The organism is Micromonospora sp. WMMD812, assembly GCF_027497215.1.
Classification (GTDB): domain Bacteria; phylum Actinomycetota; class Actinomycetes; order Mycobacteriales; family Micromonosporaceae; genus Micromonospora.
Map to the genome: position 1 here is coordinate 576,291 of NZ_CP114904.1, position 23,783 is coordinate 600,073.

Genomic DNA, 23,783 nt, shown 5'->3' on the forward strand with positions numbered 1-23,783 from the left:
CCGAAGAGAGACATGAAGGAGAAGAGTGTGTTTGACCTCGCCGCCCTGCCGCCGACCTTCGTCTGGGGCGCCGCCACCTCGGCGTACCAGATCGAGGGCGGGGTGACAGCCGACGGCCGTAAACCCTCGATCTGGGACACCTTCTGCCGGGTCCCGGGGGCGATCGACAACGGCGACACCGGCGATCTCGCCTGCGACCACTACCGGCGGTGGCCGGAGGACATCGCGCTGATGCGCCGGCTCGGCCTCGACGCGTACCGATTCTCGGTGGCGTGGCCGCGCGTGATGCCCGACGGTGTTGGCCGGCCCAACCCCGCCGGGATCGCGTTCTACGACCGGCTCGTCGACGGCCTGCTCGCCGCCGGCATCCGCCCGTTCGCCACGCTGTACCACTGGGACCTGCCCCAGGTGCTGCAGGACCGCGGCGGCTGGCCGGCCCGCGACACCGCGCTCGCCTTCGCCGACTACGCCGCCACCGTGGCCGCCGCGCTCGGCGACCGGGTCACCGACTGGATGACGGTCAACGAGCCGCTCTGCTGCGCCTGGATCGGCTACCTGGAGGGCCGGATGGCGCCCGGGGAGTGCGACCTGGCCCGCGCGGTGCCCGCTTCGCACCACCTGCTGCTCGGGCACGGGCTGGCCGCTGCCGCGGTGCGCGCCAACGCCACCGCGCCGGCGTCGGTCGGGGCCGTGTGCAACCTCAGCCCGATCGAGCCGGCCAGCGACAGCGACGCCGACGTCGCCGCCGCCGTACGCGCCGACGGTCACGTCAACCGCTGGTGGCTCGACCCGCTGTTCGGCCGCGGCTACCCGACCGACATGATCGACACCTACCGGGTCGCCCCGCCGGTCCGCCCCGGCGACCTCGAGGCGATCGGCGCGCCGCTGGACTTCTTCGGCGTCAACTACTACTTCCGGCAGGTCGTCGCCGACGATCCCGGCGGACCGGTGCCGTACGCCCGCCAGGTGTCCGTGCCCGGCGCCCTCGAGACCGCGATGGGGTGGGAGAGCCACCCCGTCGGCCTGACGGAGCTGCTCGTCCGCCTCGCCGAGGTCTACGGGGCCACCAGCATCTACGTCACGGAGAACGGCTCGGCGTGGGGGGACGAGGTCGGGCCGGGGGGAGAGGTCGAGGACAAGCGGCGCACCGAGTATCTCGAACTGCACCTGGAGGCGTGCGCGGCCGCCGCCGCCCGAGGCGTCCCGGTGGACGGCTACTTCGCGTGGTCGCTGCTGGACAACTTCGAATGGGCGTACGGCTACGACAAGCGGTTCGGCCTCGTGTACGTCGACTACCTCACCCAGCGCCGGACGATCAAGGCCAGCGGACACCGGTACGCGGAGGTGATCCGGGAACACAAGCAGCGCCGGCAGGAGGGCTGAACCTGCCCGAGAGCCGGAGCCTCCCACCTGCGGGGGAGGCGGTTCCCCGCAGGATGGGAGGCGTCACCGCGCCCGGGTCAACGATCTTGGCGGGGTGAGAATCCACTCTGGCCCTCGCTGGGCGTACGGCATGTTCGCATGGCTGGTCTTCTTCGTGGTGTCCCACGTGGCGGCGGTGTTCTTTCCCGGTGACGATCCGACCGGTGACGGACCCTGGGGTATGAGGGCATACGTGACCTTCAACGTCGTTCTCATCCTCGTGTCGGCCGTCGGGGCAGCCGTCGTGGTGGCCACCGTCCGGCCGTGGGGACGTCGCGTCCCTCGGTGGGCGCTCCTCGCGCCGCTGTGGTTCGGCAGCGCGTTGCTCGTCGTCCGGGGGGTTCCCGGAATGGTGGAGAACCTGCTCATGGCGACAGCCGTCCGCCGAGGCGGCTTCGTTGGCGCGGAAGACATCTCCACGGCCGAAGTCTGGGCGGGAATGGGGATCAACACCTATTTCTTCGCGGGCGCGGTGCTGCTGGTCGGGACGACGATCTCCTACCTCCGCCGGTCACGAACCGACAACCCCGGCTGATCCGCGACGCGGGCACCGACCGGTGGCACGAGGCGCGCCCCGGACCGCGCGGGCGCCGGCCGAACCGGGCATCACGAACGCGCTGGGGGCCAAGGCGGATCGCCTGGCCCCCAGCGGTCGGTCTGGCTCTGTCAGCCCAGGTACTTCTCCCACGGACCGGTGATGGCCAGGGTGAGGCCCGGGTCCTGCATGTTGACGAAGAGCACCTTGCCGTCGGCGGTGAAGGTCGGCCCGCAGAACTCCGAGTCGTTGAGCTGGTTGCGGGCGATCGCGTACGTGGGGCCGCCCGGGAACGCGCTGAGCACGTGGGAGGCGCCCGAACCGTCCTCGGCGAGCACGAGGCTTCCCCACGGGGTGACGGTCACGTTGTCCGGCCCGTCGAAGGTGAGGTCGTTGTACCGGACCGGGTCACCCTCCTCCGACGCGGTCTGGTGCGGGAAGTACGTCACCAGCTGGATGGTCTGGGCCCGGTAGTCGTAGAACCAGACCATGCCGTCGTGCTTGGCCGCGTCCGCCGGGAGCTCACCGTCGTCCCACGCGTAGGAGTTGACCACGTAGACGCCCTCGTCGGTGCCCCATACGCCCTCGAACTTGCGTCCGCGGGTGACCTGGCCCTCGGCGAACTGCTCGCGCACCGGCGTGGTCCGCGCGTCGCGCTCCGGCACCTCGATCCAGCGCACGGGGAAGGGGCGGCCCAGCTGGGCGGAGGTCAGGTAGGCGACGTCCGGCAGCACCGAGCCGTCGTCCATGATGATCTGCATCGCGGCGAGGACGCCGGCGTCCGGAGCGAGGCGGGTGAGCACGCCGGGACCGAGCTTGACGCCGCGGGGTGCGGTCCAGCGGTAGAAGAGGCCGTTGGGTCCGTCGGCGTCCTCGGAGAGGTAGACCTTGGTGCGGTCCTTGTCGATCGCCAGGGCCTCGTGGGCGTAGCGGCCCAGGCACTTGATCGGCCTCGGGTCCGCGCTGCCGTCGGCCCAGACCTCGAAGACGTAGCCGTGATCTTTCTGGAAGACGCCGGACCGGTCGCCCTCCGCCCAGTCGTCCCCGGCCCGGTCCTCGGTCTCCTCGCAGGTCAGCCACGTCCCCCACGGGGTGGGCCCGCCCGCGCAGTTGCTGACGGTGCCGGAGAGGGCGACGAACTCACCGAGGTTGCGACCCGCGCGGTCGGTCCGGATCACGGTGCAGCCGCCGGCGTCGACGGCGCCGGCGTCGTAGACGGTGCCCTTGACGTGCGGTACGCCGAACTCGGCGCCCGGGTCGATCTCGTGGTTCTGGATCAGGGTGTAACGGCCGTGGCCGGCGTCGTAGACGGCCATGCCGTCGTGGTCGGCCGGGGTCAGGCCCTGGCCGCGGTCGAGACGGGTGACGCCGGTCCGGGTCACCACCGTGTAGCGGAAGCCCTCAGGCAGGGCCAGGATGCCGTCGGGGTCGTCCACGAGCGGCGGGAAGGGCACGTGGCTGGCCCCGGCCGGCGGGCGGGGCCGACCCGGGTGGGCCTGAGCCAGGGACGGAAGGCCACCGGCGACGGCAAGGCCCACGCCGGCGGCGGCGCCGCCGGCGAGGAAGGTACGACGAGAAGACGGCACGCAGATCAGCTCCTTGTCAAGACAAGTGTGACGATTGGACAGCCAACTCCTGCGGACAGACACCGACGCGTCACTCGTGGGATCGGTCGGTGACATCGCAGTAAAGAATCAGGGCCACCCACACGTCGCCCAGGCGGCGGCGTACGTCGCATGCGCTCGATCACGTCACTTCGGTGGTGATTCCGCCTACGCTGGGGGGAGTGACGATCAGAACCGGCCGGTTGCGGTTCGGCCCGGAGAACGGGCGCCTGCTGCTGCGCACCGGCCGTACGGGTGTGGGCTCGACCGTCGGCCACGACCTCACCATCGAGGTGACCGAGTGGTCGGTGGAGGTGACCGTTCCCGAGACCGGTCCGGCGGATGCCACCGCGACGGCGCGGGTCGAGTTGGGATCGTTGGCCGTCCGGACGGGTACCGGAGGCGCCCGACCGCTGACCGATAAGGACCGACGCGACGTCGAGAACAACGCCCGGCGGACGCTGGACGTCAATCGCCACCCGACGGCCACCTTCGAGTCCACCCGGGTCGTTGCCGGCGACGACTCCGCCACCATCAGCGGAACGCTCACTCTGCACGGGATCGCCGCCCCCATTACCGTCGAGGTGCGTGCGGCGGCGCCGGACCGGCACCGGGCCACCACCGTGGTGACCCAGTCGACCTACGGAATCAAGCCGTACTCGGCGTTTCTCGGCGCGCTCAAGGTCCGTGACGACGTCGAGGTGGAGATCGAGTTCGACCTACGACGTTGACCGGCGGTCGGCCGCACGTCGAACGTGCTGTGTGTTGACGCCCCGGTAGCTCGGGCGGTTGAACCGCTGCGGTGTGCGTCCGACCCGGGCAAGGAGCGCCGGACCGCGCGCGACCTGACGTGGGTTGCGCGCTAACTTGTCGCGCATGGCTCACCGCGTCGGGGACGTTCTGCGTATCGCCTGCCCGTTCACGTCGACGGTCGTCACCGGCGTCAATGAGGAGTACGTCTGCGTCCGCTGGCCCTGGTGGGAGATCGACCCGGACGCGGAGGGCTCGCGCTGGAACGGCGAGGCGGCCCTGGGTCGCGCCGATTCGAGCGAGTTGTACGTGACGGACCCGCCCGCCCTCCGCCTCGCGCCCGGCGACACCTGCCGGGTCGGTATCCCGGCGCGGATCGTCCACGTCATCGAGGTCCACCAGTACGATCCGCCGCAGGAGACGGGCTGGCTTCCCCGCCCGAGCCTGAGCCTGATCATTCTGCGCGCCGGTGAGGCTCCGGACGCGGCATCGGAGTTCCAGGGAACGGGCATCGAGCCCGGCGGCGGGGTTCCGTTCACGCTTGAACTCGTCTTCCGGCCGTACGCCTTTGTGGAGGCCGGCGACGACGTCGCCGACGCCGACGGTCGTGCCTGGAGGTTCGACGATCCATGGAGCTGGGCCGCTTACGACGGTGCGGGCGGCGTGCCGGCCTGGCCCCTGACCCTCCTGACCGGCCGAGCGGATCCGGTGGCCGTGGCGGCCGCGACCGCCACCGGATCGCACCAGGTCGAGGTCGCCCGCTGGCGCCGGGCCGCCGGCCTGCCAGACGAGGCCCAGCCTCGCTGAGCGGCCACGGCAAGGTTGGATGCGGCGACGGTGGTGGTCTCGGGCGTCAAGGGTGACACCGGCGCGAGCGCACCTCAACGTCGCTCGTGGCGGTCAGCCTGATGGCCGCCGACGGGACGAGTCGGGCGACGGCGCGGACCGGGGCGGCGCGGGGTCGCTGACGTGAACTGACAGTGGCGGTACGGCGGCGCAGCGGGAATGATCGAGGGACAACGCGAGGACGGCCAGATCACTCGATCGGAAGCGGGAAAGTGGGTCGACGCCGATGACCCCGACGCAGCTGCGTGCCTACGTCACCGTCGTCCGGCTGGGGTCGGTCAAGCAGGCCGCGGCGGAGCTGGAGGTCTCCGAGTCGGCGGTGTCGTTGCTCATCGGACAGTTGCGCAAGGAGTTCGGGGACCCGCTGTTCTCCCGCACGGCGGCGGGGCTCGCCTTCACGCCGGGCGGGTTGCGGCTGGCCAGTCGCGCGGCCGAGCTGCTGGGCCTGCAGGACCGGACGGTGCTGGAGGTGAGCGCGGCGGGACGCGGCCGTCGACTGTTGCGGGTCGCCGCGTCCAGCCTGTTCGCCGAGTTCGCCGCGCCGGGGCTGATCGAGCTGTTCGCCAAGCGCGCCGCCGACCTCGATGTCGAGCTGAGCGTGTGCAACCCCGGATCGTTCGAGACGCTCCTGCTGACCCGGGCGGCGGACATCGCGATCGGGCCACAGCCGCCGGTCGTCGACCCGGCGATCGGCTGTCGGCCGGTGATGAACTACCGGCTCGTGGTCGTGGTCGGTCCGGAGCATCCGCTGGCCGGTGTGCCGGCGTCGGCGGGCCAGCTACGGGACCAGACGTGGCTGCTCGGGCCGTCGGCGGCCGCCGACCTGGGCGCGATTCCGACGATGCTGCGCCGGCTCGCCGTGCCCGAGGAGCGACAACAGATCTTCCAGAGCCACGCGGCGGCGCTGGGGGAGGCGAAGCGGGGCAAGGGCGTCGCCGCGGCGCTGTCGTTCACCGTCGCGCCGGACATCCGCAAGGGTCATCTCCTGGCGCTGGCCGGGCCGCACGCGACCATTGAGGCCGTCTGGCATTCGCTGGCGCTCACCAACCCGGGCGCGCCGTCGGCCGCGGCCGAGCTGTCCCGGTTCGCGTCGACGCCCCGGGCGATCCAGGCGATGATGCGCGGCGTGGGTGTGCGCGTGAATCACTTCAGGCCGTCGGTGCACGTGACGTTGTGGAGTTGACGGGCGGCGTCGAGCAGGTCGCGGAACGTCCCGGCCGGCAGCATCACATCGCAGTAGGGCAGCGCGGCGGCCATGCCCGCCACCCGAGGGGCGAAGCCGGGCGCGCCGGCCCGCGGATTCAACCACACGATCCGGTACGCGCGGCGGCGCAGCCGCGCCATCACGGCGGCGAGTTCGCCGGGCGGGTCGCTGTCCCAGCCGTCCGAGCCGATCACCACCACCGCCCCGCGGACGGCGTCGCCATGATGGGAGGCGAGCAGCGCGCGGAGGTTCGTGGCGATGCGGGTGCCGCCGAACCGGTCGGGCACGGCCGCGCTGGCCTGCGCGATCGCCGCGGTCGCCGAGGCGTGTCGCAGCGCGATCGTGAGCCGGGTCAGCGTCGTCGCGAACGCGAACACCTCCGCGTCGGTCACCACCGCGAACGCCCGCAGCAGGTGCAGGTATGCGGTGGCCTGCGCCCGCATCGACTCGCTGACGTCGCAGAGCAGCACCACCCGGCGGGGTCGCCGTACCGGCCGCTCGCGGACGACCTCGACGGGCTCCCACGCGGTGCGCCGGGCCCGGGCGATCGTCGGCCGCAGCGCGACCCGCCGTCCGGCCGGGCCCATGGTGTGCCGCCGGGTGCGTCGCGTCGGCCAACGGGCGACGGCCGCGCGGAGGGCGTCGCCGAGCAGGTCGACCTGCGCGCTCTCGAGTTCCTCGAAAGGCCGGTCGGCGAGCCCGGCGAGGGCGGCCGGCCGGCGTTCGGGCAGCCGCAGGTCGGCCTCGGACCCTGCTGTCTCGGCGACGGCCGCTGGCAGCGTCGCCCAGGGCAGCCCGCCCCCGGGGCCCGTGGTGTCGGTGTCCGCCGGGACGGGCAGGTGCACGTCGTCGCGGGCGCCCGGCGGGCTCGCGGAGCGGGTCAGCGGCAGCGGCGGCGCGTCGGCGAAGACGGCGGCGAACACGCGGTCGAACGCGGCGAGATGGGTGTGCTGGCGCACCAGGCTGATCCGGGCGGTCCAGTAGAGGGTGGACATCCGCACGGGTGGGCTGACGGCGAGGGCCCGGACGAAGATGTCGACGTCAGTGAGCCCGGCGGGGACACCGGCGTGCCGCAGCCGGTCGGCGAGGGCCACGGCGAACGCCGCCCGATCGACGCCGCGCAGCAGGGTGGGGCTCACCCGCGGGTGGCCAGCCACGCGATCACCGCGCCGACCGCGAGCAGGCCGACGAGCACCGGGACGACGCGTTTGGTGATCGAGCCGCCGGCGACGCTGAGCAGGTCGAGCGCTTCCGGCTCGGCGGCGGGCTCGACGCGGGTGGTGGTGGAGGGTCTCGTGGGCGCCGACCCGACTGCGGCGGTGGCGGGAACGGCGGCGCCGGCCGCGTTCGCGGAGCCTTCGGCGCCGGGCGTGGTCGTGGTGGCTGCGGCGCCGGGCGTGGTCGTGGTCGCTGCGGCGCCGGGCGCGGCCGTGGCGGCGGCGTCGGGTTCGGGCCGCGCGGCGGACGTGCCGGAGGTGCCCGCCGGCGCGCTGGTTTCCGTCTCCTCGGCCGCCAGCTTGGCCTCGAGGTTGGCCACGAACTGCGCGAGCAGCTTGCCCGACACCTCCTTGATCATGCCGCTGCCGAACTGGGCCAGCCGTCCCGAGATCCGCAGGTCGGTGTCCACGCTGACCAGCGTCCGGTCGCCGTCGGGCCGCAGCGCGGCCGTGACCAGTGCGGCCGCGTTGCCCGCCGACCTGGCGTCGCGGCCCTTCGCGTCGATCACTCCGCGATACCGCGCGGCGTCCTTCTCGACGAACTGCGCGGTGCCCGCGAACTCGGAGAGGACCGGCCCGACCTTGACCCTCACCCTGCCCCGGTAGACGTCGCCGTCGACGCCGGTCAGCTGGGCGCCGGGCAGACACGGCGCGATCCCCTCGAGGTCGGTGAGGACGGCCCAGGCCCGCTCGATGGGGGTGTTGACCGCGAACTCGTTGGTGATCTTCATGCGCGGCTCTCCTGGTAGGCGCCGAGCGCGGCGGCGACGGCGGCGCGGTCGTCGGGGGTCTTGGCGATGGTGCCGATGGTCGAGACGACGTCGCCGGCGGCGAGGTCGGCGGCGCCGAGCACGGACAGCGCGGCGACCCAGTCGATGGCCTCGGCCATGCCGGGCGCCTTGTCCAGGTCCAGGTCGCGTACCCCGCCGATGAACTCGGTCGCCGCGCGGATCAGCGGCCGCGTCGCGCCAGGCACGGCCCGGCGGACGATCTCGGCGGCCCGGCCCGGCTCCGGGAAGTCGATCCAGTGGTACAGGCAGCGGCGGCGCAGCGCGTCGTGCAGGTCGCGGCTGCGGTTGGAGGTGAGCACCACGACCGGCGGTGTGCGTGCGGTGAACGTGCCGAGTTCGGGGATCGTGATCCCGGCCTCGCCGAGGAACTCGAACAGCAGCGCCTCGAACTCGTCGTCGGCGCGGTCGATCTCGTCGATCAGCAACACCGGCGGGACGGGCCCCGCGTGGCGTACGGCCCGCAGGATCGGCCGTTCCTGAAGGAACTCCGTGCTGAACAGGTCGGCGTCGGTCAGTGGCGTCCGCTGCGCCTCGGCGAGCCGGATCGCGAGCAGTTGCCGCTGGTAGTTCCACTCGTAGAGCGCCTCGCCGGCGGTCAGGCCCTCGTAGCACTGCAGCCGGATCAGCGTCGTGTCCAGCGCCCGGGCCAAGGCCTTCGCCGCTGCGGTCTTGCCGACGCCGGGCTCGCCCTCGAGCAGCAGCGGCTTGCCGAGCCGCAGCGCCAGGAAGATGGCCATCGCCATGCCGTCGTCGGCGAGGTAGTCGACGGCGTCGAGCCGGTGCCGCACGGCCACGGGATCCTTCACCGCGCATCGCCCGCCAACAGCCGCTCGTAGTCCGCGCGGGTGTCGACGTCGATCGGCACCGGCCCGTCCGCGGGCACCTCGGTCACCGGGTGGCGGCCGGAGTGCAGCAGCTTCCAGACGGCCTTGTCGCCGTGCAGGTCGCGCAGCTCGGGCAGGACCTCGCGGGCGAACCAGAACGGATGGCCCAGCCCGTCGGCGTACCGGCACACGGCGAGCGGGGTGGTCGCGGAGGAGACGCGTCGTACGTCGGCGGCGCGCACGCCGGGCTGGTCGCCGAGGAGGAGGACCAGGCCGTCGGCCCGCGGGTCCACGACCTGCACGGCGGTGCTGATCGACGATCCGCAGCCGGTGCTGAACTCCGTGTTCTCGACGACCTGCACGCCGGTGAGGTCCACCCGATCGCGGATCGGGCCCGCCGCGCCGCCCAGTGTCACGAGCAGTTGGTCGAAGTCGCACGAGCGGGCCAGGTCCAGAGTGGCGTCGAGCAGGGTCCGGCCGCGGTAGGGGAGCAGCTGCTTGGCCTCGCCGAGGCGCACGGACGCGCCCGCGGCGAGCACCAGGCCGGCGACGAACACGGCTACGCCGCCGTGAAGCTGGCGAGGCAGCCGGCGCAGCAGAACCAGTGGTCCTGCCCGTCGACGCGCGCGTGGGGCGTCTCCGGGCCGACCAGCACGGTCATCCCGCACACCGGGTCGAGCACCTGCGGCGGCCGTGCCGCCGGTGCGACGGGGGAGGGGGCCAGCGCGTCCACCCTGATCGCCCGCACCACCTCCGCCATGATCGACAGGGCGATCTCCTGTGGCGAGCGGGCGCCGATCTCAAGTCCGGCCGGCGTGTGGACGCGGGCGCGTTCGGCGTCGGTCAGCGTCAGCTCGTCGAGCAGGGCCGCCCCGCGGGTGCGGCTGGCGACCAGGGCGATGAACCCCACGTCGGCGTCCAGCGCGGCCCGTACCGCCGTGTCGTCGCCCTTGCCGAGCCCGGCTACCACGACCGCGGTGGCGCCCGCGTAGTCGCCGGGATCGGCGACCTCGAAGTCGAGGAACGCGGCGAGGGTGGCGACCGCGGCGCTGATCGGCGTGCTGCCGGCCAGCCCCAGCACCGGCGTGGGCAGCACCGGGCGTAGGAAGATCTCGATCGCGCCGCCCGAGTGGCACGGGTTGACCACGACCCGCGCGCCCGGGGTCTCGGGAAACGTGGCGGTGCCGTCGGGCAGCACCCGCAGCAGCAGCGTCGTGCCGTCGCGCAGCGTGTCGAGCGCGGCCGCCCGCACCGAACTCTCGGCGCACACCCCGCCGACGAATCCCTCGATCGAGCCGTCCGGGAGGATCACCGCGTCGTCGCCCGGCCGCGCCGACGTCGGATCCTGGGCGCGGACCACGGTGGCGTGCACGAACGGCGCACGCGCGCGGGTCAGCTCCCGGGCGCGTTCGGCGATGGTCGTCATGGCCGCCCCGCTCAGACCGGCGGCCGGGCCTGGCCGCGCATGGCGTCCCAGACCCGCGACGGCGTCAGCGGCATGTCGGCGTGCCGTACGCCGAAGGGTTTGAGGGCGTCCACGACGGCGTTGACGATCGCCGGCGGCGAACCGACGGTGGCCGACTCACCCACGCCCTTCGCACCGATGGGATGGTGCGGCGACGGGGTGACGGTGAAGCCGGTCTCCCAGTCGGGCACCTCCAGCGACGTCGGGAGCAGGTAGTCCATCAGCGACGCGCCGAGGCAGTTGCCGTCCTCGTCGAAGGCGATCATCTCCATCAGCGCCATGCCGACCCCGTCGGTCAGCCCGCCGTGCACCTGCCCCTCGATGATCATCGGGTTGATCCGGGTGCCGCAGTCGTCGACCGCGATGAACCGCCGTACCTTCACCTGTGCGGTGCCGGGATCGACGTCCACCACGCAGATGTACGCGCCGTGCGGGTAGGTCAGGTTCGACGGGTTGTAGCAGATCTGCGCCTCGAGCCCACCCTCGACGCCCTCGGGCAGGTCGCCGGCGCCGTGCGCCCGCAGGGCGATGTCCTGGATCGTGACGGACTTGCCCGGGTCGCCCTTGACGTGGAACGCGCCCTTCTCCCAGTCCAGGTCGGCGACCGACACCTCGAGCATGCCCGAGGCGATGATCCGGGCCTTGTCGCGGACCTTGCGGGCGACCAGCGCCGCCGCCGCACCGGACACGGGCGTCGAGCGGCTGCCGTAGGTGCCGAGGCCGAACGGGGTGTTGTCGGTGTCGCCGTGCACCACGTCGATGTCGGCCGGCGGGATCCCGATCTCCTCGGCGACGATTTGCGCGAACGTCGTCTCGTGCCCCTGCCCCTGGGACTGCACGCTGAGCCGGACCACGGCCTTGCCGGTCGGGTGCACCCGCAACTCGCATCCGTCGGCCATGCCCAGCCCGAGGATGTCCATGTTCTTGCGCGGCCCGGCGCCGACGGCCTCGGTGAAGAACGCGATGCCGATGCCCATCAACTCGCCCCGGGCCCGCTTCTCCTCCTGCTCACGCCGCAGATCGTCGTAGCCGGCCATCTCCATCGCCAGCCGCATGGTGGGCTCGTAGTCACCGGAGTCGTACACCCAGCCGGTCTTCGTCGTGTACGGGAACTGCTCCGGCCGTATGAAGTTCTTCAACCGCAGCTCGGCCGGGTCCATGCCCAGCTCGTCGGCGAGGCAGTCGACGATCCGCTCGACCAGGTAGACCGCCTCGGTGATCCGGAACGAGCAGGCGTAGGCGACGCCACCCGGGGCCTTGTTCGTGTAGACCGCGGTCATCCTGCAGTAGGCGGCCTCGATGTCGTAGCTGCCGGTGAACACGCCGAAGAAGCCGGCCGGGTACTTCACCGGCGCGGCGGTGCCGTTGAACGCGCCATGGTCGGCGAGGACGTTGGTGCGGATGGCCAGGATCCGGCCGTCCCGCGTCGCCGCGATCTCGCCGCGCATGATGTAGTCGCGCGCGAAGCCGGTGCTGATCAGGTTCTCCGACCGGTCCTCCATCCACTTCACCGGCTTGCCCGTGACGATCGAGGCGACGATCGCGCACACGTAACCGGGATAGATCGGCACCTTGTTGCCGAACCCGCCGCCGATGTCCGGTGAGATCACCTGGATCTTGTGTTCGGGGAGGCCCGCGACGATGGCGTAGAGGGTGCGGTGCGCGTGCGGCGCCTGGGTGGTGGACCAGAGCCGCAGCTTGCCCTCGACGGCGTCGAAGTCGGCCACCGCCCCGCACGTCTCCAACGGCGCCGGGTGCACCCGCGGATACACGAGGTCCTGGCTGACCACCACGTCGGCGCGCGCGAACACCGCCGCGGTCGCCGCCTCGTCGCCGGTCTCCCAGTCGAAGCAGTGGTTGTTCGTCTTGCCCTCGAGGTCGTCGCGGATCAGCGGCGCGTCCGGCTCCAGCGCACGGCGGGCGTCGATGACCGGGTCGAGGATGTCGTACTCGACGTCGATCAGCTCCAGCGCGTCCCGTGCCGCGTACCGGTCCTCGGCGACGACGAACGCCACCTCCTGGCCCTGGAAACGCACCTTGTCGGTGGCGAGCACCGCCTGCACGTCGTTGGAGAGGGTCGGCATCCAGGCCAGGCCCTGCTGCGCGAGCATCGCGCCGGTCACCACCGCCTTCACCCCCGGGGAGGCCTCGGCGGCGCTCGTGTCGATGCCGACGATCCGCGCGTGCGCGACCGGCGCCCGCAGGATGGCCAGGTGCAGCATGCCCGGCAGCTGGATGTCGTCGACGTACCGGCCGCGGCCCCGAAGGAACCGCGGGTCCTCCTTGCGGAGCATCCGGCCGTGCCCGACCGGCTTCTGGTCGTTGTCGTGGAAGGTGTCCACGCGCTCGTGCACGGTCGTCATGCGACGCTCCCCGCGGGCTGGCCGGCGTCCGCGATCTCGCCGGCGTCGTCTGATTCGGTGGTCTCGGTGACCTGCGCCGCGGCACCCGCCTCGTGCGCGGCGGCCCAGCGGACCGACCGCACGATCGTGGCGTAGCCCGTACACCGGCAGATCTGGCCCGAGATCGCCTCGCGGATCTCCGCCTCGCTCGGGTCCGGGTTCCGGTCGAGCAGCGCCCGCGCCGTCATCATCATCCCGGGGGTGCAGAAGCCGCACTGCAGCCCGTGACACTGCATGAAGCCCTGCTGGATCGGGTCGAGCTCGGCGCCCCGGGCCAGGCCCTCCACCGTCCGCACCTCGTGGCCGCCCGCCATCGCGGCGAGCACCGTGCACGACTTCACCGGCTCGCCGTCGAGCCACACGACGCAGGTGCCGCAGTTGCTGGTGTCGCAGCCCCAGTGCGTGCCGGTCAGGCCGAGCACGTCCCGCAGGAAGTGCACCAGCAGCAGCCGACCCTCGATCTCCCGGGTGACCTCCACGTCGTTGACGGTCATCGTGACCTGCATGCTCAGCTCCTTGCCCGCTCCACGGCCCGGCGCAGGGCCCGTCTGGTCAGCTCGGCGGCCAGATGCCGCTTGTAGTCCGCGCTGCCGCGCTGGTCGGTGACCGGGTCACAGCTGCGCGCCGCGATCGCCCCGGCCTGCTCCAGGAGGCTCTCGTCGGGTTGCCGGCCCCGCAGCAGCGCGGAGATCCCCGGGATGCCCGTCGTGTTCGGCCCCACCGCCGCCAGCCCGACCCGCGCGTCCACGATGAGCCCGCCGTCGAGCCAGACCGCCGCGCCCGCCGACACCACGGCCCAGTCACCGGCCCGCCGTTCGACCTTCTCGTACGCGCTGCCGCCGCCCGGCCGCACCGGCAGCCGGACCTCCACCAGGATCTCCGCGTCGCCGACCGCCGTCTCGTACGGCCCGACGTGGAACTCCTCCAACGACACGACCCGTTCGGTGCCGCCCGGCCCGCGAATCACGTAGCTCGCGTCCAACGTCGTGCAGACCGCGGAGAGGTCCTCCGACGGGTCCGCCTGGCACAGCGACCCGCCCAACGTGCCGCGGTTCCGTACGACCGGGTCGGCGATCACCCGCTCCGCGTCGGCGAAGATCGGGAACGCCGCGGCCAACTCGGCGGACTCCAGCAACTCCCGGTGCCGGGTCAGCGCACCGATCCGCACCTCGTGCGGGCCCGGCCGGATGTAGCCGAGCTCGGCGTGCAGATCGTTGATGTCGATCAGATAGTCGAAATCGGCCAGGCGAAGCTTCATCATCGGCAGCAGGCTGTGCCCGCCGGCGATCAGCCGCGCCCCGCTACCCAGCCGCTCCAACAGGTCGATCGCCTGGTCCACGCTGGTAGCTCGCTCGTACTCGAACGGTGCCGGGACCTGCATGTCGCACCTCCGCAGTCCGGCAAAATCTCACCCCGGCACCCGGCGAAGTCAACGCCGACCTAAGCACTTACTTAGGTCGGCGTTGACGCTGCCACCCGGCTCGCGGATCGTGCCGCCATGCGGGACATCGTCGACGGGCTGACGGCCTGGCGCGCCGCCGGCGTCGCCTTCGCCGTGGCGACCGTCGTACGGACCTGGCGCTCGGCGCCCCGGCAACCCGGCGCGGCCATGGCGGTCTCCGCCCACGGTGAGGTTCTCGGCAGCGTCTCGGGTGGTTGCGTCGAGGGCGCCGTCTACGAGCTCTGCCTGGCGTCGATCGAGACCGGCCAGGCGCAGAGCCACACCTACGGCGTCAGCGACGACGACGCGTTCGACGTCGGCCTGACCTGCGGCGGCACCATCGAGGTCCTGGTGCAGCCGGACGTCGCGATGACCGAGCCCGACGAGGTGCTCGCCGCGATCAGGGACGGCCGCCCGGTCGCCACCGCCACGGTGCCGGACGCGCAGCTGGTGCTCTGGCCGGACCGGGTCGCCGGCAGCCTCGGCGATCCCGACCTGGATCGCGCGGTGGCGCAGCAGGCGGGCGGCATGCTCGCGCTGGGCACCACCGGCACGATCCACCTGGGTCGGCAGGGGGAGCAGCGACGCGACGACGTCGCCGTGTTCGTCCAGTCGTACGTCCCGCCACCCCGGATGATCGTCTTCGGTGCGATCGACTACGCCGCCGCCGTGGCCCGGATCGGCCGGTTCCTCGGCTACCACGTCACCGTCTGCGACGCCCGCCCGGTGTTCGCCACCCGCAAGCGTTTCCCGGAGGCGGACGACCTCGTCGTCCAGTGGCCGCACAAATACCTGGAGTCGACCGTCGTCGACGAGCGCACCGTGCTCTGCGTGCTCACCCACGACCCCAAGTTCGACGTGCCGCTGCTGAAGCTCGCCCTGCGGACGCCGGCCCGCTACATCGGCGCCATGGGCAGTCGCCGCACCCACTCCGATAGGCTTCGACGGCTGCGGGACGAGGGCGTCGACGAAGCCGCCCTGGCCCGGCTCGTCTCCCCGATCGGCCTGGACCTCGGCGCGCGGACACCGGAGGAGACGGCCGTGGCGATCGCCGCCGAGATCATCGCCCAGGCCTGGGGCGGCTCGGGTCGCCCCCTCACCGGCCTCGGAGTCCCCATCCACCACGCCTGACGCGCGGCCTTCCCGCTGCCGACGGCCGGACTCAGGGCTTCAGGGCGTCCTGCACTCCCGGATGCGCCGGCGAGTGCACCGCGGGCGGTCGGCGGCGGATCGCGTCCCAGGCCGCCTTGCCGCTGGCCAGGTAGTCCCGGATCGACTTCTCGACGAGCAGGACGGGCCCGCAGTCGGGGCAGCGGGCGGTGACGCCATCGGTGTCGACACCCAGGTGCCGGCACAGCGTGACCGCCCGGGACACGTGGTAGGACTGGGTCACGATCAGGGCGCGTCGCACGCCGTACACCTGACGCGCCCGCGCGCAGGTGTCGTACGTGTCCAGGCCGAACGGGTCGGCCACCACGCGACGCGGATCGACGCCGAGCCGTTCGGTCAGGTAGGCGGTCATCACCGTCGGTTCGTCGCCGGACGCGCCACCGCCGTCCCCGGACACGAGGACCGCCCGCGCCCGCCCACGGTGCACCAGGTCCGCGGCGGTCTCCAGGCGCCCGGCGAGCCGGGCTCCCGGCTGGCGTCGGTCCGCCGCCACCTCGGTGCCGAGCACGATGACGACGTCGGCGACCGGCGCGTCAGCCACGTCGTACACGTGGCCCCGCGCGGCGATCGTCGTCCAGAGCCACGGGACGCTGGCGAGAATCAGGGCCACGAGGGCCAGGATGGCCGTCCGGGCCAGGCGTCTACGCCACCGGCGCGTCCGGTGGGCGGGTCCGGTCACCTCGCCCACGGGTGACTCTCGCTGGCGGCCGTGGCGTTCACCCGTTCGTCCTCCCTGCCGGTTGGCAACGCCGACCAGCCTAGCGGCGGCCGGCTCCCGACCGGGGCCGCGCGCCTGACCGGTGCGATCAGGAGCGCCACCGACAAGCCGTCACGTACCCGGAGGGCGCCTGGCCCGTCGGTAGGGTGGACCAGCGTGACGTTTGATCGGCTGGTCGACTCGTACCGGGATGAGCTGACCGCTCACTGTTACCGCATGCTCGGCTCCGTGCACGACGCCGAGGACGCGGTGCAGGAGACCCTCGTCCGGGCCTGGCAGAGCCGCGACCGGTACGAGGATCGCGGCACCTTGCGCGCCTGGCTCTACAAGATCGCGACCAACCGGTGCCTGACCATGATCGAGCGTCGGGGTCGTCGCCGGGAGCTGCCGACCGACCTCACGCCGGGCGCGGCACCACTGGCCGAGGCTGCCTGGCTCGAGCCGTACCCCGACAGCCGGTTGGGCGCCGTCGCGGAGTCGGACCCGGCGCAGCGGATCCTGGCCCGCGAGAGTCTGGAGCTTGCCTTCGTGGCGTCGCTGCAGCGCCTGTCGGGCCTTCAGCGGGCAGTCCTCCTGTTGCGGGATGCCCTCGGCTACCCCGCCAGTGAGGTCGCCGACCTGCTCGACACGTCCACCCCGGCAGTCAACAGCGCACTCCAACGGGCCCGCGGCGTGGTCGACGCCCTCCGCCCGACCGCCACCCAACAGGCGGAATTCACCGATCTCGGCGAGGAGAAGGTGCGCGAGGTCGCGCGGCAGTACGCGACCGCCTGGGAAAGGGGCGACGTCGACGCCATCCTGGCGATGCTGACCGACGACGCCAGGTACTCGATGCCGCCGTCGCCGCAGTGGTACGCCGGCCAGGACCGCATCCGCGGCTTCCTGCTGGACGGCCCGTTGTCGCTGCGGTGGCGGTTCGTCCCGGCTCACGCGAACGGGCAGCTGGCCTTCGGGACCTACCTGTGGAACCCGGAAGCGGCCGTCTTCGTGGCGGCGGCACTGGACCTGGTCGCACTACGCGGCTCCAGGATCGCCGAGGTGGTGTCGTTCCTGACCCCCGGGATCTTCCCGATGTTCGGCCTCGGGATGGAACTCTCGCCCGACGAGCAAAGGTAGTCGGCCACCTGCGATGAGTTCGTGCCCTCGGGCGGGTTGTAGCCGCGAGAGTCGACCAACCCAGGGAAGGACGATATGACCGAGGACGAAACACGGATCCGCGACCTGGTCGAACGCTGGACACGGGCGGTGCGGGCCGGCGACCTGGCCGGGGTGCTCGCCGACCATGCTGAGGACATCGTCATGTACGACGTGCCGCCGCCCTGTCAGGGGGTGAGAGGAATCGAGGCGTACGCGCGATCATGGCCGGCCTTCTTCGAATGGCAGGCGGCGGGTGCCACGTTCGAACTGGCCGAGCTGGACATCACGGCGGGTGAGACCGTGGCCTACGCGCACGCTCTACTTCGTTGCGGCACGCCCGCCGACCTGGCGAGGAAGCCGGAGTTCCTGCTGCGCCTGACCCTCGGACTGCGGAAGGAGGACGGCCGGTGGGTCGTGGCGCACGAGCACCATTCGTTCCCCGACGACAGCGGCTCGGCCCGGGAGGTGTCCGAACGAGAGGTGCGGGCACTGCACCAGCGCTGGTTCGACGCCACCGCGGCGAAGGACCTCGACGGCCTCATGCGACCCGTCGCCGAGGCCGTCGTCCCGTACGAGCACGAGCAGCCGCTGGAACACGTTGGTCGTGACCGGCTCCGCGAGGTCTGCGCCAACGGCCTCGACGCCAGCGACGGAACGGTTACCTGGACGGTTCCGGAGTTGACGCTCCTCGTCCGCGACGACCTGGCGGTCTCCTGGGGCCTCAACCGGATGACCGCGCAACACGGGAACGGCGGCGAAGCCGAGAGCTGGTCACGGGGCACCCGGGTCTTCCAGAGGACCGACCAGGGCTGGGAGCTGATCCACCAGCACGTGTCCTTCCCGTTCGACCCGGACACCGGTCGGGCGAGGACCGATTTGGCACCGGACGCAGCGGTCCCGACGCGCTAGCTCCCCCCGGTCGAGGGCTGCCGGTGGGTCGTCGGCCACGTCCGCCACGACCTTCCGGCAGCCAGTTCGGCTGCGATCGTCCGGTTGCCGCAATCCACCCGGTCGGCGGTAGTCCTTTGAGGAGTGTGCCGTTACCGTCTGATGTCAACCGGCCACGCGCTGCCAGCACCCTGTCGTGCCGGGGACGAAGCCGATCCCGTGAGCGCGCGAGGTGGAGGGCGACGTGGTCAGTGAGCCGGTCATCGAGGGCTTCCCCGACCTGCGGCTTGTCGGCCGTGGTGGTTTCAGCACCGTGTACCGCGCCCGCCAGGACCGTCTCGGCCGGACCGTGGCGGTCAAGGTCCTGCACGTGGACCTCTCCGATCCGCGGGCGCGCGACCAGTTCCTCAGCGAGTGCGCGGCGGCCGGACGGATGGCCAACCATCCCCACATCCTCACCGTCCACGACTCCGGGGTGACCGCCGCCGGCGAACCGTACCTGGTCATGGAGTTCTGCGACCGAGGAAGCCTCGCCGACCGGCTTCGCGCCGGTGCGCTCGACGCCGCCGCGGCGCTGCCCGTCCTGGTCAAGCTCTGCGGCGCCCTCGCCACCGCGCACCGTGCCGGCGTCCTGCACCGTGACCTCAAACCGGAGAACGTGCTGTTCACCGGTTATGGCGAACCGGCCCTCGCCGATTTCGGCATCGCCTCGATGAGCGGTGGCGCGCACGGGTCGTCCACCATCGCCGCGCTCACCCCTGACCATGCCGCGCCCGAGGTGCTCGACGGCGGCGGCGCCTCGGCGGCCTCCGACGTCTATTCGCTGGCCAGCACCGCGTACCAGGCTCTCGCCGGCAGCCCGCCGTTCCGCCGGGGCCCCGACGAGGGGCTGTTGGCGTACTTCCAGCGGGTGGCGCACGAGCCGGCCCCGCGACTTTCCCGTCCCGGCGACCCTCCGGAGCTGGCCGACGTCATCGCCCGCGGGCTGGCGAAGACGCCCGCCGAGCGCTACGCGACGGCCGAGGCGTTCGGTCAGGCGCTGCGCCGGGTGCAACAGTCGGCCGGCCTCGATGCGACGACCATGAGCATCGGGCCCTCTCCGGGCGATGCCACCCCGACGGCGCTGCCGGCCACGGTTGTCCCGGTTGCGGCCGGGACCAGAGCGGTCCCGCCACTCGTCGCGATGCCGGCGCCGGCCGACGACAGCGTCACCGTGGAGCTGCCGACGGTGCATCCGGCCGTGGGCCCGATCGTGCGGCCGGCGGCGACCAGGAAACGCAACCGCCGGGCGACGCCAGTCCTCGCCGGGATCGTCGTGCTGCTTCTGCTCGGCGGCGTCGGCGGCTACCTCGGCTACCACCGGGTCGCCGACGACCCGACGACCAGGCAGGTCGCCGCCGGCGGCCCGGTCTCCGCGACCACCGACGCCGCGACGTCCGAGGCCGCGCCGACCCCCACGGCCGGCGCGACGACCGCGTCCGCGGCGCCGAGTGCGCCGTCGACCGCGCCCGTGGACCCACCGATATCCCTGCCGGCGAAGCAACCGGCGCCGCGCGCGAGCGGTCGGCCGGCCGCCAGCAGTCGCCCGCCCGTGCCCTACGTGGAGTACCTGCGGGTCACGCAGCAGCCGAACTGCCCGAGCGGGCAGGGCGTGCCGAACCCGTTCCCGGGCGGCCCCGTGGTGATCGAGTGGAAGGTCGCCGGCGGCGCCACCGGGTCCGTGCTCTCGGTCGACGGTTCCGGCGCGTACGGCGAGTACGGGGTGACCGGCACCGAATCGCTGAGCTTCCCGTGCGGCGCCGGAAATCCGGGCGGGAAGGTCACCCACCGGTACACCATCACGACGAAGGGCGGCGGTCCGCAGAAGTCCAGGAGCATCACGGTCACCGCCCGCGCCAACTGACGCGGCCACCGACGGGTCGGTCGGATATGGACCGGACGCTATCGTGCGGTGGGTGATCGAAGGATTCGGGTACGACGGGGGAGCGAGCGGTGGGCGCCGACCATGATCCACGCGACGTCCACGTGGTCGGCATCGGCATCGACCGGTACGCGGCCGGCGGCGAGTGGAGCCTGGCCGGGCCGGTCGACGACGCGGTCCGGTTCGCCCGCAGGTTCGTGGCCCGGGGCGTGCCGCCGGACCAGGTGACCCTGCTGCTGGCGCCTAACTCCGGAGTGGACGCCTTACCGCCGGGAGTCGTCCTGGGCGGCGCCGACCGGGCGAGCGTGCGGGAGGTGCTGCTGCGGGAGCTGCCGACCCGGCGCGGGTCGGCTCTGTACGTCGTGTGGGGTGGCCACGGCTATGTCGACACCGGCCGTCATCGGCGGCTCTACTACGCCGACGCCACCGCCGTCGACGCCGGGTCCCTCGACCTTGATTCCATGCTCGCCACGTTCGCCTCCGACCTGGTCCCGGCGTTCGACCGGCAGCTGTGGATCGTCGACGCATGCCAGCTGCATGATCGTCCAGAGGCGGTGCGTTCGCCCGGCACCGAGACCTTTCCCGCCGGTGATCCGGTCGCTGGCCGGTCGCAGGACGTGCTGTTCGCCGCCGGCCTCGGTCAGGCCGCGGCCAACCTGCGCGTGCGGCGTACCGGGGTGTTTAGCCGGGAGATCCTGCGACTCCTCGACTCCGGGGACATGGACTGGCTGGCCGACCCGCAGCACCTCGTCGGCAGGCTGCGACAGCGGTTCGTCGAGCTGCGGGCCAGCGGGCTCACCGCGCAGACTCCCACCTACCTCTGGTACCGCAACGCGCTCGGCGACGAGGGTCTTGTTCTGGGCAGGCCCACTGCGGGAGGTGCCACCGCGTCCACGTCCGCGCCTCCGCCGCCGGCCGCCATGGCGCCGCTGGTGGACGCGTTGCTGGAGATACCGGAATTCCTGCGACCCAACGACCGGGAGGAGATCCTGTCGCTGCTGCGGGGACAGGTGTACGCGGCGATCCGGCGCAGCAGCGCGGCGCGGCCCGACGCCATCAGCGTGGTGCGAACCTGCCTGCGGTACCCGGGTGCACTGTCGGAACTCGTCGAGGCGGTGCGCTTCTTCGCCAGCGACGACGCGGCGATGGCCCGGGTCGAGGACGCAGCCGCGCAGCTCACCGCGTGCGCCTGACCCGCAGGTCACCAGCATGTCTACATCGGACGCGCGTCGCTGGAATCCGGCTTGTGGTAGCCCGTTGCTCGATGTGACGCTTTCGTTGCGCTCCAGACATGAGCAATGATGGAGCTATTGACTGTCATCGTGGGGGAGGGTTGCCGTACATGGAGGAAGGCCTCGCCGGTATCGAGTCCGAGCTGCTCGATTTGTCAACGGTGAACATCGCGACCCTGCGATCCGCTGACCTGACCGGCATCACTGCGGCGATCTCCCGGGTGCGGGACAGAGTCGCCGATTCGGGGGGCAGTATCAGCGGCTACAACGGCTCCTTCCCGAGCCGGACACGGCCTGCCGGGCCGGATCCGGAGGACCATGTCGTCTGACACCGTGCCGTTAGGTCCGACCCTCCTCGAACCCGAGCACTTCCACGCCCTGGCGATCGGCGCTGGCGACGAAGAGACCATCACCGCGCTCTGGCGCGGCGAGCGCAGCTGGCGGCTGCTCGTGCTGCGAGCCCTGCTGGACAGCTGCGTCACCCGGCTCGACGCGACCGGGCCGCTCGCGTCGATCACCGACGCCTGGCAGCTCCTGGTCCGGGCCTACGCTGCTGATCCCGACGTCAGCGAGGACATTCTGGCCCAGCCGCAGGTCGGCATCTGGGCCGCGCACACCCTGCGTCGGCTGCGGGACGATTCCCCGCAAGCGGTGCCGCTGTGGATGGACGTGGGATACCTGCACGCCCTGTCGGCGGCGAGCGCGGTCCGGGCGGGGCTCTCCTTCGACCTCGACATCCCGGCCCGGCAGGGGGCCGCGGTGCTGCCCACCGTCGGCACGGCGTCGGTCCCGCCGGACGTCCCGGTGGTCCGAGTGCGCAGCCGCGATGGGCAGGTCGACGTGGTGGCCGCCGCGCGGACAATTCGACGAGCGGCGGACGACCCGGACTGGCACGAACCGATCATCGTCGAGGTGGACGTAGACGGCGCCGGGCTGCGGGTCGAACTGCTCGACCGCGACGTGTACCGCGACCTGCGGGGCCCCGCACCACCGCAGCCCCTGTCGGCTTCCCAGATCACTCGGTGGCGGGCGCGTCTGGCGGACGCCTGGGAGCTGCTGGTGCGCGAGCAGCGCGACCGCGCACTCGCGATCGCCAAGAGTCTGCGGACCCTCGCGCCCCTGGAGCAGCGGGAGCGGTTCCGCCAACTGTCCGCCTCCGGCGCTGAGGCCTTCGGCGGCATCCTGCTCTCCGAGCCGGACGACGCGGCGCAGCTGGCCGTGACGCTGGTGCACGAGTCGCAGCATCACAAACTCGGCGCCCTGTCGCACCTACTCACCCTCTGCGAGAGCGACGCGCGGATCCGCTACTACGTCCCGTGGCGCGACGACCCCCGGCCCCTGGCCGGCGCGCTACAGGGTGCGTACGCCTTCGCCGGCATCACAGAGTTCTGGCGCGCTCACCGGCGCCACGGGCCATCCGCGCACCGGGCGGCCGCGGACTTCGAGTTCGCGCTATGGCGGCAACAGACTCTCGGCGCCGTCCGGGCGATCATGGCGTCGGGCCGGTTGACCGGCCACGGCCAGCGGTTCGTGGCGACCCTGCACGCGCAGCTGGAGACCTGCCAGGAAGAGCCGGTGCCCGCCGCCGCGCTCGCCTCGGCGCGCGCCGTCGCCGTCGACCACCGGGCGATGTGGCGGGGCCACAACATCCGGCTGGACCACGCCGACCGGGACACACTCACGGCCGCCTGGCAGCGCCGTGACCCGGCCATGGAGGCGGTGCGCGCCGTCGACGCCCGCACCGTGCTGGCACAGCCACCGGCGGGCCTGCTGGACGCCCGGGCCGTGCTCCGCCGATACCTGTTGGTCGACCCGGACGCGTTCGCCGGCCTGCGCGCCGCACCACAGGAGGTGGGCGACCGCGTCGCCGGCGCCACACCGGCCGACCTCGCCCTGGTCGCCGGTGACCTCGAGCGGGCGCGCGTCGGCTACCTCGCGGAGCTGAGGCAGGACCCGTCGCGCGTGCATGCCTGGGTCGGTCTCGGCCTCACCGACGTCGACGGTCGCGCCGGTCCGGCGACGCGCGCCCTGCTCGGCCGCCCGGAACTCGTCCTGGCCGTCGTCCATGCGCTCGCGCCGGCCTACCAGGCGATCGCGCTGCCGGATCCGCTGGAGCTGGCCACCTGGGTCGGTCACGGCCTCCCGGACGGCGCGGTCGACACGTCCGACCCGGCGGGCTGGCAGACCGCCTGACCCACCGGGTCGGACCTGTGCCG

General features: G+C 72.5%; 22 protein-coding genes. 12 read left to right on the forward strand and 10 right to left on the reverse strand.

What is annotated here, in order from left to right; translation table 11 throughout:
- Positions 1–12 precede the first annotated feature (12 nt).
- On the forward strand, positions 13–1,383 hold the full coding sequence (locus O7603_RS02560; protein WP_281574055.1) for a GH1 family beta-glucosidase: 1,371 nt from the start codon (positions 13–15) through the stop codon (positions 1,381–1,383).
- Positions 1,384–1,477: 94 nt separating this feature from the next.
- Entirely contained in the window at positions 1,478–1,957 is a 480-nt protein-coding gene (locus O7603_RS02565) for a hypothetical protein (RefSeq protein WP_281574056.1), read from the forward strand.
- A gap of 131 nt (positions 1,958–2,088) precedes the next feature.
- Here the strand turns inward: O7603_RS02565 and O7603_RS02570 are convergent, their stop codons facing one another.
- The gene (locus O7603_RS02570; RefSeq protein ID WP_281574057.1) at positions 2,089–3,543 is read right to left on the reverse strand and encodes an alkaline phosphatase PhoX; all 1,455 of its coding nucleotides are present in this window, start codon (positions 3,541–3,543) and stop codon (positions 2,089–2,091) included.
- Positions 3,544–3,743: 200 nt separating this feature from the next.
- Between O7603_RS02570 and O7603_RS02575 the strand changes: the two genes are divergently transcribed.
- From O7603_RS02575 to O7603_RS02585, 3 genes are all read left to right on the forward strand, one after another.
- Positions 3,744–4,292, forward strand: a complete 549-nt coding sequence (locus O7603_RS02575) for a YceI family protein (RefSeq protein WP_281574058.1) — start codon at positions 3,744–3,746, stop codon at positions 4,290–4,292.
- Positions 4,293–4,437: 145 nt separating this feature from the next.
- Positions 4,438–5,118 (forward strand): hypothetical protein, encoded by a 681-nt coding sequence (locus tag O7603_RS02580; RefSeq protein WP_281574059.1) that lies wholly within the window; start codon positions 4,438–4,440, stop codon positions 5,116–5,118.
- Positions 5,119–5,383: 265 nt separating this feature from the next.
- Positions 5,384–6,340, forward strand: a complete 957-nt coding sequence (locus O7603_RS02585) for a LysR family transcriptional regulator (RefSeq protein ID WP_281574060.1) — start codon at positions 5,384–5,386, stop codon at positions 6,338–6,340.
- Here the strand turns inward: O7603_RS02585 and O7603_RS02590 are convergent.
- Genes O7603_RS02590 through O7603_RS02625 form a run of 8 tightly spaced genes read right to left on the reverse strand, consistent with a single transcriptional unit; the run spans position 6,301 to position 14,441 of the window.
- On the reverse strand, positions 6,301–7,518 hold the full coding sequence (locus tag O7603_RS02590; protein WP_281574061.1) for a VWA domain-containing protein: 1,218 nt from the start codon (positions 7,516–7,518) through the stop codon (positions 6,301–6,303). The two genes, O7603_RS02585 and O7603_RS02590, sit on opposite strands and share 40 nt — an antisense overlap.
- Positions 7,497–8,309 (reverse strand): SRPBCC family protein, encoded by an 813-nt coding sequence (locus tag O7603_RS02595; protein WP_281574062.1) that lies wholly within the window; start codon positions 8,307–8,309, stop codon positions 7,497–7,499. The genes O7603_RS02590 and O7603_RS02595 overlap by 22 nt, the downstream gene beginning before the upstream one ends.
- Positions 8,306–9,175: a MoxR family ATPase gene (locus tag O7603_RS02600; protein ID WP_281574063.1), complete on the reverse strand. Its 870-nt coding sequence runs from the start codon at positions 9,173–9,175 to the stop codon at positions 8,306–8,308. Before O7603_RS02600 ends, O7603_RS02595 begins: the two co-directional genes overlap by 4 nt.
- Positions 9,172–9,750 carry a nucleotidyltransferase family protein gene (locus O7603_RS02605; RefSeq protein ID WP_281574064.1) on the reverse strand — a complete coding sequence of 193 codons (579 nt, stop codon included), beginning with the start codon at positions 9,748–9,750 and terminating at the stop codon, positions 9,172–9,174. The genes O7603_RS02600 and O7603_RS02605 overlap by 4 nt, the downstream gene beginning before the upstream one ends.
- Before the next feature lie 2 nt (positions 9,751–9,752).
- Positions 9,753–10,619: an XdhC family protein gene (locus O7603_RS02610; protein WP_281574065.1), complete on the reverse strand. Its 867-nt coding sequence runs from the start codon at positions 10,617–10,619 to the stop codon at positions 9,753–9,755.
- A gap of 11 nt (positions 10,620–10,630) precedes the next feature.
- Complete coding sequence (locus O7603_RS02615; RefSeq protein WP_281574066.1) at positions 10,631–13,021, reverse strand: aerobic carbon-monoxide dehydrogenase large subunit; 2,391 nt, start codon at positions 13,019–13,021, stop codon at positions 10,631–10,633.
- Positions 13,018–13,566: a (2Fe-2S)-binding protein gene (locus tag O7603_RS02620; RefSeq protein WP_281574067.1), complete on the reverse strand. Its 549-nt coding sequence runs from the start codon at positions 13,564–13,566 to the stop codon at positions 13,018–13,020. The genes O7603_RS02615 and O7603_RS02620 overlap by 4 nt, the downstream gene beginning before the upstream one ends.
- A gap of 2 nt (positions 13,567–13,568) precedes the next feature.
- Positions 13,569–14,441 carry a xanthine dehydrogenase family protein subunit M gene (locus O7603_RS02625; protein WP_281574068.1) on the reverse strand — a complete coding sequence of 291 codons (873 nt, stop codon included), beginning with the start codon at positions 14,439–14,441 and terminating at the stop codon, positions 13,569–13,571.
- Between the two features lie 117 nt (positions 14,442–14,558).
- Here O7603_RS02625 and O7603_RS02630 point away from each other — a divergent pair, with 117 nt between their 5' ends.
- Positions 14,559–15,632 (forward strand): XdhC/CoxI family protein, encoded by a 1,074-nt coding sequence (locus O7603_RS02630; RefSeq protein WP_281574069.1) that lies wholly within the window; start codon positions 14,559–14,561, stop codon positions 15,630–15,632.
- A 31-nt stretch (positions 15,633–15,663) separates the two neighbouring features.
- Here the strand turns inward: O7603_RS02630 and O7603_RS02635 are convergent, their stop codons facing one another.
- On the reverse strand, positions 15,664–16,281 hold the full coding sequence (locus O7603_RS02635) for an ElyC/SanA/YdcF family protein (protein ID WP_281574070.1): 618 nt from the start codon (positions 16,279–16,281) through the stop codon (positions 15,664–15,666).
- A 264-nt stretch (positions 16,282–16,545) separates the two neighbouring features.
- Between O7603_RS02635 and O7603_RS02640 the strand changes: the two genes are divergently transcribed.
- From O7603_RS02640 to O7603_RS02665, 6 genes are all read left to right on the forward strand, one after another.
- Positions 16,546–17,505: a sigma-70 family RNA polymerase sigma factor gene (locus O7603_RS02640; protein WP_281574071.1), complete on the forward strand. Its 960-nt coding sequence runs from the start codon at positions 16,546–16,548 to the stop codon at positions 17,503–17,505.
- Positions 17,506–17,580: 75 nt separating this feature from the next.
- Positions 17,581–18,435: an SgcJ/EcaC family oxidoreductase gene (locus tag O7603_RS02645; protein ID WP_281574072.1), complete on the forward strand. Its 855-nt coding sequence runs from the start codon at positions 17,581–17,583 to the stop codon at positions 18,433–18,435.
- Between the two features lie 223 nt (positions 18,436–18,658).
- Positions 18,659–20,317 carry a serine/threonine protein kinase gene (locus tag O7603_RS02650; protein ID WP_281574073.1) on the forward strand — a complete coding sequence of 553 codons (1,659 nt, stop codon included), beginning with the start codon at positions 18,659–18,661 and terminating at the stop codon, positions 20,315–20,317.
- A gap of 89 nt (positions 20,318–20,406) precedes the next feature.
- Entirely contained in the window at positions 20,407–21,528 is a 1,122-nt protein-coding gene (locus O7603_RS02655) for a hypothetical protein (protein ID WP_281574074.1), read from the forward strand.
- 149 nt (positions 21,529–21,677) lie between these two features.
- On the forward strand, positions 21,678–21,896 hold the full coding sequence (locus O7603_RS02660) for a hypothetical protein (RefSeq protein ID WP_281574075.1): 219 nt from the start codon (positions 21,678–21,680) through the stop codon (positions 21,894–21,896).
- Positions 21,886–23,760, forward strand: coding sequence for an HEXXH motif domain-containing protein (locus tag O7603_RS02665; protein WP_281574076.1), 1,875 nt, complete (start codon positions 21,886–21,888; stop codon positions 23,758–23,760). The genes O7603_RS02660 and O7603_RS02665 overlap by 11 nt, the downstream gene beginning before the upstream one ends.
- Positions 23,761–23,783 lie beyond the last annotated feature (23 nt).

Excerpts from the sequence above, each read along its gene's own strand:
- O7603_RS02560 (WP_281574055.1), top strand. The coding sequence starts at position 13 with ATGAAGGAGAAGAGTGTGTTTGACCTCGCCGCCCTGCCGCCGACCTTC.
- O7603_RS02580 (WP_281574059.1), top strand. The coding sequence starts at position 4,438 with ATGGCTCACCGCGTCGGGGACGTTCTGCGTATCGCCTGCCCGTTCACG.
- O7603_RS02585 (WP_281574060.1), top strand. The coding sequence starts at position 5,384 with ATGACCCCGACGCAGCTGCGTGCCTACGTCACCGTCGTCCGGCTGGGG.
- O7603_RS02595 (WP_281574062.1), bottom strand. The coding sequence starts at position 8,309 with ATGAAGATCACCAACGAGTTCGCGGTCAACACCCCCATCGAGCGGGCC.
- O7603_RS02610 (WP_281574065.1), bottom strand. The coding sequence starts at position 10,619 with ATGACGACCATCGCCGAACGCGCCCGGGAGCTGACCCGCGCGCGTGCG.
- O7603_RS02615 (WP_281574066.1), bottom strand. The coding sequence starts at position 13,021 with ATGACGACCGTGCACGAGCGCGTGGACACCTTCCACGACAACGACCAG.
- O7603_RS02620 (WP_281574067.1), bottom strand. The coding sequence starts at position 13,566 with ATGCAGGTCACGATGACCGTCAACGACGTGGAGGTCACCCGGGAGATC.
- O7603_RS02625 (WP_281574068.1), bottom strand. The coding sequence starts at position 14,441 with ATGCAGGTCCCGGCACCGTTCGAGTACGAGCGAGCTACCAGCGTGGAC.
- O7603_RS02630 (WP_281574069.1), top strand. The coding sequence starts at position 14,559 with ATGCGGGACATCGTCGACGGGCTGACGGCCTGGCGCGCCGCCGGCGTC.
- O7603_RS02645 (WP_281574072.1), top strand. The coding sequence starts at position 17,581 with ATGACCGAGGACGAAACACGGATCCGCGACCTGGTCGAACGCTGGACA.
- O7603_RS02660 (WP_281574075.1), top strand. The coding sequence starts at position 21,678 with ATGGAGGAAGGCCTCGCCGGTATCGAGTCCGAGCTGCTCGATTTGTCA.
- O7603_RS02665 (WP_281574076.1), top strand. The coding sequence starts at position 21,886 with ATGTCGTCTGACACCGTGCCGTTAGGTCCGACCCTCCTCGAACCCGAG.